Genomic DNA, 12,213 nt, shown 5'->3' with positions numbered 1-12,213 from the left:
GCACTAATTTGCATATTTTTTGCCCAAAGTCATATTTTACCCCGTGCAAGCCTGTTATATTAGCCGAATACGTAACAACTGCAGCGCCTTATAGTCCGCGAGTGCCAACCTGGGGTAAGAATCACTATGATTGCCACACAAGTACCTGACAGACGAAAGCCGGATACCGAGCAGGTCAGCAATAGCATTCATTGGCATGCCATGACTGCCGAGCAACAACTCGCCTTCTATCGCTTACAGGGATATGGTTATCGCTTGCTGTTTGTACGTAACCTGCTCAGTGGCCCGTTGGCCATCATAGCCCAGCATGCGCAGCTGGCGACCATCTCCTCGGCAGGTGAGCTGGACCTGCAGCCGGACATTCGTCTCCGAGCCTGAAAAATGCCCCTAACGGGGCATTTTTAGTTGCAGCTGTTTTCAACTCATACCAGAAATATCAGACGATGATTTCCTGATAAGTCTCTACATGATGGGACTCTACCAGCTCAGGCATCTGCTGATGGAAATAGTGCTGGATGGCGTCTTTGGCGCAGTGCTGGTCGAAAGATTCGATGTCGACAAACTTCTCAACGAAAGTGATCCTGCGCGGCTCATCGCGACTCTGATTCAGTTCGTAGCGAATGCAGCCATCCTCCTTGCGGGTGTCCGGGATCAGCGCTCCCAGAGCCTCAATCAAGGCCTGCTCCTTACCCGGCTTGGCCAGAAAGCTGGCCACACAAACGATTTGACGCTGGTTTATACGATATAACGACATTCAAGTGTCCTTCTTTTGAGAGTGCAACAACATATCCAGATGGGGAATGCCATCTTCCAGATAGACTTCTGAAACCACTTCAAACCCCAAACTCTGATAAAACGCCCGCAGATACTCCTGCGCACCAATCTTGATATCTTCAGCGGGCCACAGCTTATGGCAGCCGCCAATCGCTTCCAGCATCAGCTGTCTGGCACGGCCACCACCTCGGGCCTTGGCCGCAACGGCCACCCGGCCGATACTGACCTGGGAATAACTGACCCCGGCAGGCAGCAGCCTGGCATAGGCCAACAGCTCCCCGGAACTGCTGCGGCCAAGCAGGTGCATGGCCCCAGCCGCTCTGTCTTTTTCATCCAACTCTGGGTAGGGACAATTTTGCTCTACCACAAAGATATCCACCCTGAGTTTCATCAATTCATAGAGGGTGTCCAAGGTTAACTCAGCAAAGGGTAATAATTGCCACTGCACGGATAGTACTCTGTTATTTATCGGGAACTCAGCCTACACCAGTCTGAAATTCGGCGCAAAAAAATGCCCGCAACGGGGCGGACCAAAGGGTATGAAGAAAATGTTTCGGATTACGCCTGAGGCGCCGCCTTACGGATAGACAGTACGGCCACCACGGCAAGAACCAACAGGCAGCCCATGATAAAAAACACATCGTTGTAGGCCTGTACATAGGCTTGTTGGATCATGGTCTGCGCCAATAAGGCCTTGGCTTGCGCCGAAGCCGTGACCGGATCTGAGCCGGCTGCCTGCAACAGCGCCGCGTTGGCGTTGAGCGCCTCATAGGCTCCGGCACTCACGGCGGGCACGGTTTCCTTGATATGCGCCAGATGCATTCTGGAAAGGTTGTCTGTCAGAGTCGCCACCAGCGCAATCCCAAAGGCGCCGCCCAGGTTGCGCACGACATTGAGCACGGTCGACGCAGATGGCGTTTGCTCAGGCTTGAGATGCATTGTCGCCAGGATCCCAATCGGCACCATGATAAAGGGCTGTCCCAAGGCTCTAACCACCTGCGACGCTATCATTTGCGGTCCGGCATAATCCATGGTCATATGGCTGTTCATGTAATAGCTGAGCGCCAACATGGCAAAACCGAACGCCGCCAGGTAACGGCCGTCAACTTTCTGCATTAGTCTCGGCACCAGTGGCAACACCAGGAGCTGCGGAAATCCCATCCACATGATGACCTCACCAATTTCCAACGGACTGTAGTCATGTAGCTGCGACAGAAACAGCGGGATCATATAGATGGCACCAAACAGCGCCGCCCCCAATAGGAAATAGGCTAAGGTAGAAATAGCAAAGTCTCTCTGCCCAAGAAGCCTTAAATTCACCAAAGGTGCAGACTTGCGCAGCTGGATCCAGATAAACAGGCAGATATTGATTGCCGCTATGATGGCCAGATTACGGATCAGATCCGAGCCAAACCAATCCTTGCGATTACCTTCCTCCAATACCACTTCCAGGCATCCCATCCCCAGCGCCATAGTCACTATTCCTGAATAGTCGGCGTTGCTGAGTTTGTCCCAGAGAATCGGCTTCTTCTCCAAACCGTAGGCCAACATGGCCATCACTACCAAGCCAGGGGGAAGATTAATGTAAAACAGATAATGCCAGCTGAGGTGTTCGGTCAACCAGCCGCCCAGAGTGGGGCCAATGGAAGGCGCAAAAGTTGCCGTTACCCCAAACAATGCCATACCGACGGCGCGTTTTTCAGTGGGCAAGCATTCGAGAATCAAGCGAAACGCCAGGGGAATAAGGGCGCCACCAAAGAAACCCTGCAGTGCCCGAAAGGCGATCATCGCCTCCAAATTCCAGGCAAATGAACAGAGCAGCGAAGCCACAATAAAGGCCAGCGCGTTCCAAAGCAGATAGCGCCGCACCGACAGACCTGTGCTCAACCAGCCGGACAGGGGAATGGCTATCATCTCGGCCACCAGATAGGCAGTCGAGATCCAGGATCCCTCTTCCAACGTGGCCCCCAGACTACCCTGGATCTCCTTCATCGACGCATTGGTGATCTGAATATCCAGAATCGCCATAAAGGCGCCAATCAGGCCGCCGAATACGGCTATCCAGGCGCGGCGTGAGCCGGGTCCATAGCTGTCATCCTGCGACGCGGCAGTGGCTGCTGTGATTGCAACTTGAGTCATCTGAGTTCAAGCTTCAGCGGCGGGCGATGGCATCAAGGGGGCCACCGGTCTCGGTATCAACACTGACGACGGCACTGAGTCCGGGCATCACTCTGGCATCTTCTTCTGCCAACTGCAGGCGGATCCTTACCGGGATCCTCTGAACTATCTTGGTGAAGTTACCCGTGGCATTTTCCGCCGGTAACAGACTGAATTTGGCGCCGGAGGCCGGTGACAGGCTATCGATAACACCAGTAAAGGTTTTGTCGGGAAACGCATCGAGCTTTACCTGCACCGGCTGACCGGGCTGCATATGCTGGATCTGGGTCTCTTTGAAGTTCGCCGTGATCCATACGGCCCCATCCGGCACCAAACTGAACAGCGACTGCCCCGGCTGGACGTATTGCCCCACCATGGCGCCGCGTTTGCCCACAACTCCAGAAAATGGAGCCCGCACCTGAGTATCTGCCAGTTGAATTTTAGCCAGTTCCAAACTGGCACCCGCTTCCTGACTCTTGGCCTCGGCCTGGGTTAATTGGGCATTAAATACTGCCAGTTCCCGCTCTTTGGCATTGAGTGCGGCTTTGGCTTCATCCAGACGAGCCGCGGCAGAATCGGCAGCGGCCGTCAGTTGATCCACATCATCCTGGGAACTGTAATTTTTCTGTCTGAGTTTTTCGGAGCGCTCCAATTGCTGACGGGCACGATGCAAATCTGACTCGGCGGCGACCACTCCAGCCTTGGCCTGAGTGATCAATGCCTGTTGCAGATCGACCTTGGCAGCCAAAGTGGTCAATTCTGCTTTGGCACTGTCCAGTGCCGCCTGCTCCTGCGACAACTTGGCCTGATACTGACTGTCTTCCAGTTGTGCCAACAACTGCCCTGCTTCTACGTGCTGGTTGTCTGTAATATCGGTTTTAACCACATAACCCGGCACCTTTACACTCAGGTGAGAAATGTCGGTTTCAACATAAGCGTTGTCTGTGGTTTCGATAAATCTGAGTTGCTGATACCAGTACCAACCGCCGCCCAAGATGGCCACCAGCAGCACAGATCCCCCAACCAGCATCTTGGGCTTCAACATAATTAGACTCCTGAATTTTGGAGTGGTATTTTACAACTGTCTCAGCAGATTTATTAGATGCCATACACTCAACCCACTGTTTCACAGGTGTAACAATAATATGGATCTCAATCGGATACAGATTTTTGCGCAAGTTGTTGATAAAGGAAGCTTTACTGCCGCAGCCAAGGCGATGGGCATCACCAAAGCGACCGTCAGCCGTAAGATAGCCGAGTTGGAGCACAGCACAGGGGTACAGCTGTTGTTGCGCACCACACGTAGCCTGAAACTGACTGAGGCAGGTTCAATTTACTTCAACAAAGTCAATAAAATACTCACAGATTTACGCAGCGCCGAAGATCAACTCAGCGCCAGCCAACAGACAATCCGTGGTAATTTGCGTATCGTTTGCCCGATAGAGTTTGGCCAACAGGCACTCGGCCCTGTAATTGCCAGGTTTCTGGAAGACTATCCGCAAATGCAGATAGAAGCCGAGCTGACCAACCGCAAGGTGGATATGGTCGAAGAAGGTGTCGATGTGATGTTTCATGTCCAGGGCTTGGATGACCCGAGACTGGAACACTTTCGCCTGGTACATGCCCACAAGGTGTTGATGGCCAGCCCGGAATATCTAGAGAGGTTTGGCACGCCAACGACACCCGATGAACTGCTTAACCACAGAGGAATACGCCTGGCATCGCCCTACATAGATGGCAATTGGCGGATTTTTGATGGCAAGCAATGGCAGGAGATAATCCCCGACTGTCGCTTGCAGGTCAACAATATCACCCTGGCCAGAGAAGCTGCTATAGATGGCCTTGGGATCGCCAGCCTACCTATGATGATCGCCCATGATGCGCTGCAACGGGGTGACTTGTTGCCGATACTGCAGGATTTTCCCATGGAACATGTCACCATCAATCTCATCTACCCCAAGCGTGCCTATCTACCGAGAAAGTGCCGCACCTTTGTTGAATACTTTTATGAGGCGCTATTTCAGCGCTGGGGCAGTCTGGTACTGGACATCCCTCCCTATGTCATTCCCCCGGAGAATTTGGCCCAGATGACCCCGACCAATATCTGCTGTGACCAATGAGGGTTTGCTTTTCCAATCTCCTTGGGCTATGGTGAGGGCCAGTTAGATTTTTTCCCTTATTTTTAAGTGCTTGCACTTGCATTGATGTTGCGGAGTCTCATTATGTACAGTCACACTTTACCTCTCAAGAGCACTTCACTGACATTTCCAGTGTAAGCCGGGTGCGGCCACGCATCCGGCAGTAGCAAAGTTTTCTATTCATTTTCCGTTTCAGCCTGTGAGGTTGTGGTGGTGTATAAATCTTTGTCTGCACTGGCAGATCTATTTTCATTCAAAACATCGCAGCTCTATCTGCAAAACTCGTTCAATGTGTCGTTGAGGCCACTGACCCTGGCATCGGTGATCGCCAGGCTGGCACAGCCCTGTCCCGGCGGCGGTGTGGTGCACCCGGGAACCAAGGCGCGTCTGCAAAACCTGAAAACCGGCGAGTTTCTGGAGGTGGAGTTGGTTTATCCACAACAACATGATCCCGACTCCGGCCGCTACTCTGTATTGTCCGATCTGGGTGAGGCCCTGCTCGGATGTACGCTGGATGATCTGATTGAAGTGGATGTACCGGGTGGCCCTGTGCTGTTTCAGATCCTGTCCCTGAACCAGCCAAGGCCCTGCCTGCCGGCCTGATTGCATGCTTATTGACGCTTAAAAAGAGGAGACAGTGCCTTGAAGTGTTTAACTCAGCCGTGAATGGCCCGGACAGGATGATCCGGGGTTTGGCTTAATCCTCGACGGCCACCGCCTCTTTCCCGGTCGGTCGAAGGGGAAACAGCCCTCTCTCTGGCAAAGCGGCGGCGTAGAGAGAGGTCATTGAAGAGGAGATACGCTCATGAGTAAAGAAAAAGCAAAGAAAAAACCGACTAAATCCCTGAAAGAAAAACGACGGGAAAAACGCGAAAAACGCGCAGTTCAGGAGTAATCCCAAACTACTCCGATAGCTTACTTAGTTTCGAGCCACCTTTTGGGCGCCTTAGGGCGCCCCTTTTTTCAAGGCAAGACAAGCGCACTTCCTTGGGCCAGCTGTTGCCTGTAGGCCTGCGGTGTACAACCTGCGTACTTGCGAAACAGGCTGATAAAGGGCGAAGTCTGGTGGTAACCCAGCGTCAGTGCCACCTCCTTCACTGAAATCGCTTGTCGCAGCAGCTGCAAACTGTGGATAAAGCGATAGCGTTGCCGCCACTCGGTATAGTTCATTCCAAGCCTTGCCTGGCACAAGCGCGCCAAAGTGCGTTCTGTGGTACCTAAGGTATTGGCCCAGGCGGCAAAACTGCGCCCGCCCTCAGGCTCGGCTTCCAGCTCGGCAGCTATGGCCTGCAACATGGGATGGTCGGTTACCGGTAAAAAGGGTTGTACTTCCCTGGCCTGACTCAGCTGATCCAACAGCACCTTTAGCAGTCTTTGATCCTCAGGTGTATGTGCCAGCTCGACGCCTCTTGAGTTCAAGTCCATCAAAATAGCTTCCGCTATCGGGCTCAACTCCAGCAGGCAGATATGCTTGGGCAGCCTGGCAGCCAGTTCCAGTGGCACATTCATTGAACTGTACTGCACGCAGCGGCGCATGTAGCTCTCATGCTTTACTCCGGCCGGGATCCAGATACCGCACTGCGACAACGACATAAAGCGCCGTCCTTGAGCCACCAGCTCCATCAAACCGCCGCGGCTCAGTTGCAGTTGCCCCCAGACATGACTGTGCATAGGCGTCAGCGTATCGGGTGAAAATTGCTGGTAGTAGAAGAATACCTGCGAGCCGTCACCGGGATGCTGCTCAGGTGGGTGATAGATATTGGCCATATGCAAATGTCCGAAGGCGGGTTGACTTTGTCTGATAACAGATATGTATATCACATAAGACGTGGAATAATCTGCCCCGTATTATCCAACCCAGGTTTGTCTGTTGAGCCTTGCTCGTAGTTCTGAGGAGCCCTGTTTTGTATCTGTTTCCCTTGTTGGCCGTAGCCATCTGGGCCGGCAATAGTCTGGTCAATAAACTCTCCGCCGGTGTCATAGCGCCGGAAGCCATCTCTTTCTACCGTTGGGCTTTTGCACTTTTGCTCTTGACCCCAGTGCTGCTCCCCGGGGTTTGGCGCCGCCGCGCCATGATCCGTCCCCATATTGGCAAACTCGCCGTGCTGGCAAGCCTGGGAATGGTGCTGAACCAAAGCCTGGCGTATTTTGCCGCCGCGACCACCAGCGCCACCAATATGGCGCTGATCACCTCTCTGGTGCCGGTTCTCAGCCTGTTACTGGCGGTGCCTTTGCTCGGAGTGAGGCTCTCCAAATTGGCACTGCTGGGCGCCTTTATCTCTTTCAGCGGTTTACTGTTTATGCTCAGCCAAGGCGACTTGGCCAGGCTGTCTACCTCAGTGGTACCCGGCGATCTCTTGTTACTGCTGGCCGCCGTGGTCTACGCCCTCTACGGCGTGCTATTAAAACGCTGGTCGCTGCAACTGCCGACCTGGGACCTGCTGTATATGCAGATACTGTTCGCCGTGTTCATGCTGTCGCCTCTGCTGCTCTTTGCCAGCAGTATCAGCATCACCCAGGCTTCACTGCCCTTGATAGCCTATGCCGCTATCTGTGCCTCGATTCTGGCGCCCTGGGCCTGGATCAAGGCGATTGCCCTGCTGGGCACAGAGAGAACCGCCATCTTTATGAACCTGATGCCAATCTTCACCGCCGTGCTGGCATCCACGTTACTGGGTGAGCAGTTGGGAGTCCCTCACTATGTCGGCGGTGCCTTGGTGCTGACCGGGGTCAGCCTGGTGCAGTATCGTGCCAGACGCCCAAGAGCCATGCTCAAGGCGGAAGCACTTTAAAGAAGGGTTGTGGCAGCGACTGATTCGCCCAGGCTTTCACTCACTCTCTCACACAATCTTTCGCACGGCCCTGGCCACTTTGTAGTGAAATACTCTTAGGAAATTCCCGCAAAGGACCAGGGCTATTGGCTGCGAAACACGCCTTGCATATAGGCACGCAAGCCGACGCAGAGCACAGATAAAACTTGTTCGCGCTCCTTAGTCAAATACCATCTCAAAAACAAAAACTTATTCTCAAATATTCTATTGAAGCCGACAGCAGTATTTCGGCAACAGGCGTAAAATATCCGGGTCGGCCCAGGCCGACCAACTGGTTGAATCACGCCGGTGTCTGACTGACCGGTATGCCAGCTGTAAGTGGATCTTAAATTGCAGGAAGCGGGGAGATAACCCCAGCCAGGCTTTCGCTATCAATGGAATCAACACCATGAAAGAGCACAGAAACAGCAAAGAGCAAAAGAAGAAACCCATGCACTCTGCCAAGGAGAAGCGGGCCGCCAAAATGGCCAAGAAGCAGGCCAAACTCAATCCTGTGGAGAATATCAAACAAGGCAAATGACCCTCTCCCTTCACAGCCCCAGTTTGGCAATAGATAAAACGAAAGGCGCTCAATCGAGCGCCTTTCCCTTGTGCAGTGGAGTGTCAGCCGGAGCAGCAATCCCGCCGCAGCCAACGCCTGGGGATCTTGTCGTAAATCACCTTGGCCATCAGCAGCGCCAGAATAATCCCCGACCAGTTGACCACAGCCTGTGGCAGTAACTGGTGCTCTTCCCCTATCTGCGGCATCACTTCAAAACCAAAGTTCGCCACCAGCAGGTTCACCAGCATTCCGGCCAGCAGCGCCACCCCGAGTACCCCGCCAAGATAGCCGTAAAGCGCCCGTTTACCCATCTCTTTGGCGACTACGCCTAGGGTGGCTATGTTGGTAGCTGGTCCCGCCAGCATAAACACCAACACGGCGCCCGGGGAAACCCCGGCCAGCAGCAAACCTGCCGCTATCGGCGTCGAAGCAGTGGCACAGATATACATGGGGATGGAGATGAGAACCATCACCAACATGGCCAGAATACCGCCGCCCCATTGGGCCAGGAAGTCTCCCGGCACATAGGTCTGTACCAGCGCGGCAAAGAATAACCCCACCAGCAACCAGATGGCGGTGTCACGCACCAGATCCGTGGCGGCATACTTGAGACCGGCCAGCACTCTATGCAAGACAGACTTCGACTTGAGTTCAGCTGCCATATCGTCACTGTCGCAGCAGTTCGAGGCCGATTGCGATGATGAACAACATGAAGCCGCCTCTACCTTGGGTTGAGAGCAGCAGGACTGAGTGGCTTCTTCCTTGACCGAAGAACAACAAGAGCTGCCGGCGGTGCTGGCCTTAGCGGTACTGATCTTAGCCGTACTGCAGCAGTCTGCCTCTTGCACCTTGGCCGGGGCACAGCAGGAACTCTGAACTTGTGTCGGTGCGGCCTTGAGAGGACTGTAGTTGGCGGCGCCTACCGGCTTGAACTGAGCCGCAGTTTTGACTTGAGCCCCTTCCGGATCGCTCTTCTTCACTGCCTCAGAGGGCAAAGCCGGCTCATCATCGCGACCAACCAGCAAACCTGCCACTATGGCACTGCACACCGCGGCAATGGGCCTGACAATCGCCATAAAGGGGCCGAGCAGAACATAGGAGACAGTGACCGAATCGACGCCGGTTTCCGGGGTCGATACCAGAAAAGAGGTGGTAGCCGCCTTGGAGGCGCCGCTGCGTCTCAGGCCAACAGCGGCCGGGATAACGCCGCAGGAACACAGCGGCAAAGGCGCGCCCAGCAGGGCCGCCTTGACAGTGGTCTTGAGGCCATGGCCCCCCAATTGCTTTTGCATCCAGCTCATGGGAACAAAAACCTTCAGCAGCCCCGCCAGCACCAGCCCCAATAGCAGCCAGGGGGCTGACTCGAGAAACAGCTCAATAAAATTATCCATCAACATGATTTTGCGCCCCTACTTGCACGGCTATTGGCATGACTGTGATTGTGACCCTTGCCGGTTTCGACTCTGGGGGACAGCTCATCGTCACAAGACTCCAACGCCTCCAGAATCGAACAATGCTCGGCACTTTCCGGGCCGCCACAGCAAGTATCCGACAGTAACTGCAAAGACTGGCGGAACTGATTAAGCTCGGCAATTTTCTGTTGCACCTTATCCAACTTGTCGTCCACCATGCCTTTGACATCGCTGCAGGCACGGTTGGACTTATCCAGTTCAATGGACAAAAGCTCGGCTATCTCCCCCAGGGTAAAACCCACCGCCTTGGCCCTGAGAATAAACTTCAGCCGCTCGGCATCCCTGTCGCTGTAGACCCGGTAACCGGAGTCGGTGCGCATAGAGGGTGCCAGCAGGCCGTGTTTCTCGTAAAACCTCAGGGTATCGGCCTTGATATCAAAGCGCTTGGCCAGTTCACCTATCCTGTACATATGCAGTTCCTGCTAATAATTCCTATTCAAGTATAAAGCTTAGAGCTTAATCCAAGGTCAAGTGTTTTTTATCCCGCTTCGGGGTTTTGGCTTGTTCGCAGAGCAATATTGTGAAACGCGTAGAAAAAACACCGCGGCAAATCGTTTTACGTTAAAATACGGCGCGCCTTGAGGGTTCCCGGACCATTCGAGGGACTTTTGGAAAACAATGCAAATCGCACTGCCTGGTTTTCCGAAAGATCCTTGAATATAAAAAAGTGGAATACTGTACCCAAATGAATAATGCCAGACCCATACGTCGCGCGCTCTTGAGCGTATCTGATAAGACCGGAATCCTGGAGTTCGCCAAAGCGCTGCATGCCCAGGGCGTTGAACTGCTGTCCACCGGAGGCACCGCCCGCTTGCTGGCGGATAACGCTGTACCTGTCATTGAAGTTTCAGACTACACAGGTCACCCAGAGATCATGGATGGCCGGGTCAAGACACTGCATCCCAAAGTGCATGGCGGTATTCTCGCCCGTCGTGGCCAGGACGAAGCCGTCATGGAAGCCAATGGCATAGGCCCGATTGACCTGGTGGCCGTTAACCTCTACCCCTTCGCCGAAACCGTTGCCAAGCCGGGTTGTACCCTGGAAGACGCCATAGAGAATATCGATATCGGCGGCCCGACCATGGTGCGCGCCGCGGCCAAGAACCATAAAGACGTCACCATAGTGGTCAACGCCTCTGACTATCAACGCGTACTGGCAGAAATGGCGGCACACCAGGGTTCAACTACTCTGGCAACCCGTTTTGATCTGGCCATTGCCGCCTTTGAACATACGGCCGCCTACGATGGCATGATAGCAAACTACTTCGGCACCCAGGTTCCGGCCCACAGCAAGGACGAGTGTCATCAGGATTCCAAGTTCCCGCGCACCTTCAACACTCAGTTGCTGAAGAAACAAGATCTGCGTTACGGCGAGAACAGCCACCAGAGTGCCGCCTTCTATGTTGACCTCAACACAGACGAAGCCTCGGTCGCCACTGCCGTGCAGCTGCAAGGTAAGGCGCTGTCTTACAACAATATCGCCGACACCGACGCCGCGCTGGAATGCGTCAAGGAATTTGAGCAACCCGCCTGCGTTATCGTCAAGCACGCCAACCCCTGTGGTGTCGCCCTGGGCAGCGATCTGCTGGACGCCTACAACCGCGCCTTCAAGACAGACCCTACCTCGGCCTTCGGCGGCATCATCGCCTTCAACCGTGAGCTGGACGGCGCCACTGCGGCGGCCATTGTCGAGCGTCAGTTTGTTGAAGTGATCATCGCTCCTAAGGTCAGCGAGCAAGCCCGCGAGCTGGTTGCCAAGAAAGCCAATGTCCGTCTGCTTGAATGCGGTCAGTGGCAAGGCCGCACCAAGGGCCTGGATTACAAGCGGGTCAACGGTGGTCTGCTGATCCAGGACAGAGATCAAGGCATGGTGAGCGAGGCCGACCTCAAGGTGGTCAGCAAGCGTCAACCTACTGCCGAAGAAATCAAAGATCTGCTGTTCTGTTGGAAGGTCGCCAAGTTCGTTAAGTCCAACGCCATTGTTTATGCCAAAGACGGCATGACCATAGGGGTGGGCGCAGGTCAAATGAGCAGGGTCTACAGCGCCAAAATCGCCGGTATCAAGGCCGCCGATGAAGGCTTGGTCGTGGAAGGTTCAGTGATGGCATCCGATGCCTTCTTCCCCTTCCGTGACGGTATCGATGCCGCTGCTGCTGCCGGTATCAGCTGCATCATTCAACCCGGTGGCTCAATCCGCGATGAAGAGGTGATTGCCGCTGCAGACGAGCATGGAATGGCCATGGTATTTACCAATATGCGCCACTTCCGTCACTGATAGTCAGCAGGCCCGAACCGGCCTG

13 protein-coding genes are annotated in these 12,213 nt (G+C 54.3%); 6 read left to right on the top strand and 7 right to left on the bottom strand.

Features of this window, described 5'->3' with window-relative positions; genetic code table 11:
- Nucleotides 1-126 precede the first annotated feature (126 nt).
- Complete coding sequence (locus tag HCX89_RS19865; protein ID WP_167717155.1) at nucleotides 127-378, top strand: hypothetical protein; 252 nt, start codon at nucleotides 127-129, stop codon at nucleotides 376-378.
- A 58-nt stretch (nucleotides 379-436) separates the two neighbouring features.
- Here the strand turns inward: HCX89_RS19865 and HCX89_RS19860 are convergent, their stop codons facing one another.
- From HCX89_RS19860 to HCX89_RS19845, 4 genes are all read right to left on the bottom strand, one after another.
- Nucleotides 437-754 carry a putative quinol monooxygenase gene (locus HCX89_RS19860; RefSeq protein ID WP_025011549.1) on the bottom strand — a complete coding sequence of 106 codons (318 nt, stop codon included), beginning with the start codon at nucleotides 752-754 and terminating at the stop codon, nucleotides 437-439.
- On the bottom strand, nucleotides 755-1,222 hold the full coding sequence (locus HCX89_RS19855) for a GNAT family N-acetyltransferase (protein WP_071238640.1): 468 nt from the start codon (nucleotides 1,220-1,222) through the stop codon (nucleotides 755-757).
- A 110-nt stretch (nucleotides 1,223-1,332) separates the two neighbouring features.
- Nucleotides 1,333-2,913: a DHA2 family efflux MFS transporter permease subunit gene (locus HCX89_RS19850; RefSeq protein ID WP_145839101.1), complete on the bottom strand. Its 1,581-nt coding sequence runs from the start codon at nucleotides 2,911-2,913 to the stop codon at nucleotides 1,333-1,335.
- Nucleotides 2,914-2,926: 13 nt separating this feature from the next.
- Nucleotides 2,927-3,976: an HlyD family secretion protein gene (locus tag HCX89_RS19845; RefSeq protein ID WP_144131722.1), complete on the bottom strand. Its 1,050-nt coding sequence runs from the start codon at nucleotides 3,974-3,976 to the stop codon at nucleotides 2,927-2,929.
- Between the two features lie 100 nt (nucleotides 3,977-4,076).
- Between HCX89_RS19845 and HCX89_RS19840 the strand changes: the two genes are divergently transcribed.
- Together HCX89_RS19840 and HCX89_RS19835 are read left to right on the top strand one after the other, a co-directional pair.
- Nucleotides 4,077-5,051: a LysR family transcriptional regulator gene (locus tag HCX89_RS19840; RefSeq protein WP_167717153.1), complete on the top strand. Its 975-nt coding sequence runs from the start codon at nucleotides 4,077-4,079 to the stop codon at nucleotides 5,049-5,051.
- 243 nt (nucleotides 5,052-5,294) lie between these two features.
- Nucleotides 5,295-5,672, top strand: coding sequence for a GreA/GreB family elongation factor (locus HCX89_RS19835; protein WP_028781376.1), 378 nt, complete (start codon nucleotides 5,295-5,297; stop codon nucleotides 5,670-5,672).
- Between the two features lie 360 nt (nucleotides 5,673-6,032).
- On the opposite strand, the gene HCX89_RS19830 is transcribed toward HCX89_RS19835, so the two are convergent.
- Nucleotides 6,033-6,836, bottom strand: coding sequence for a helix-turn-helix transcriptional regulator (locus HCX89_RS19830; RefSeq protein WP_167717151.1), 804 nt, complete (start codon nucleotides 6,834-6,836; stop codon nucleotides 6,033-6,035).
- Between the two features lie 137 nt (nucleotides 6,837-6,973).
- Between HCX89_RS19830 and HCX89_RS19825 the strand changes: the two genes are divergently transcribed.
- Together HCX89_RS19825 and HCX89_RS23030 are read left to right on the top strand one after the other, a co-directional pair.
- Nucleotides 6,974-7,861: a DMT family transporter gene (locus HCX89_RS19825; RefSeq protein WP_223828868.1), complete on the top strand. Its 888-nt coding sequence runs from the start codon at nucleotides 6,974-6,976 to the stop codon at nucleotides 7,859-7,861.
- A 427-nt stretch (nucleotides 7,862-8,288) separates the two neighbouring features.
- Complete coding sequence (locus tag HCX89_RS23030; protein WP_096141150.1) at nucleotides 8,289-8,420, top strand: hypothetical protein; 132 nt, start codon at nucleotides 8,289-8,291, stop codon at nucleotides 8,418-8,420.
- A gap of 83 nt (nucleotides 8,421-8,503) precedes the next feature.
- Here HCX89_RS23030 and HCX89_RS19820 read toward each other — a convergent pair whose 3' ends face one another.
- Nucleotides 8,504-9,838: an SO_0444 family Cu/Zn efflux transporter gene (locus HCX89_RS19820; protein WP_167717149.1), complete on the bottom strand. Its 1,335-nt coding sequence runs from the start codon at nucleotides 9,836-9,838 to the stop codon at nucleotides 8,504-8,506.
- Nucleotides 9,832-10,323, bottom strand: coding sequence for a Zn(2+)-responsive transcriptional regulator (zntR, locus tag HCX89_RS19815; RefSeq protein WP_039035242.1), 492 nt, complete (start codon nucleotides 10,321-10,323; stop codon nucleotides 9,832-9,834). The genes HCX89_RS19820 and zntR overlap by 7 nt, the downstream gene beginning before the upstream one ends.
- A gap of 275 nt (nucleotides 10,324-10,598) precedes the next feature.
- On the opposite strand from zntR, the gene purH reads away from it, so the two are divergent.
- Nucleotides 10,599-12,188, top strand: coding sequence for a bifunctional phosphoribosylaminoimidazolecarboxamide formyltransferase/IMP cyclohydrolase (gene purH / locus HCX89_RS19810; protein ID WP_117200043.1), 1,590 nt, complete (start codon nucleotides 10,599-10,601; stop codon nucleotides 12,186-12,188).
- Nucleotides 12,189-12,213 lie beyond the last annotated feature (25 nt).

The sequence above is a fragment of the Shewanella sp. Iso12 genome, assembly GCF_012030025.1.
GTDB classification, from domain to species: domain Bacteria; phylum Pseudomonadota; class Gammaproteobacteria; order Enterobacterales; family Shewanellaceae; genus Shewanella; species Shewanella algae.
Note: the sequence above shows the minus strand (reverse complement) of the source record. Positions and strands in the feature narration are given on the sequence as shown.

Coding starts and splice junctions, on each gene's coding strand:
- HCX89_RS19865 (WP_167717155.1), top strand. CDS start 127: ATGATTGCCACACAAGTACCTGACAGACGAAAGCCGGATACCGAGCAG.
- HCX89_RS19860 (WP_025011549.1), bottom strand. CDS start 754: ATGTCGTTATATCGTATAAACCAGCGTCAAATCGTTTGTGTGGCCAGC.
- HCX89_RS19850 (WP_145839101.1), bottom strand. CDS start 2,913: ATGACTCAAGTTGCAATCACAGCAGCCACTGCCGCGTCGCAGGATGAC.
- HCX89_RS19845 (WP_144131722.1), bottom strand. CDS start 3,976: ATGTTGAAGCCCAAGATGCTGGTTGGGGGATCTGTGCTGCTGGTGGCC.
- HCX89_RS19840 (WP_167717153.1), top strand. CDS start 4,077: ATGGATCTCAATCGGATACAGATTTTTGCGCAAGTTGTTGATAAAGGA.
- HCX89_RS19830 (WP_167717151.1), bottom strand. CDS start 6,836: ATGGCCAATATCTATCACCCACCTGAGCAGCATCCCGGTGACGGCTCG.
- HCX89_RS23030 (WP_096141150.1), top strand. CDS start 8,289: ATGAAAGAGCACAGAAACAGCAAAGAGCAAAAGAAGAAACCCATGCAC.
- HCX89_RS19820 (WP_167717149.1), bottom strand. CDS start 9,838: ATGTTGATGGATAATTTTATTGAGCTGTTTCTCGAGTCAGCCCCCTGG.
- zntR (WP_039035242.1), bottom strand. CDS start 10,323: ATGTACAGGATAGGTGAACTGGCCAAGCGCTTTGATATCAAGGCCGAT.
- purH (WP_117200043.1), top strand. CDS start 10,599: ATGAATAATGCCAGACCCATACGTCGCGCGCTCTTGAGCGTATCTGAT.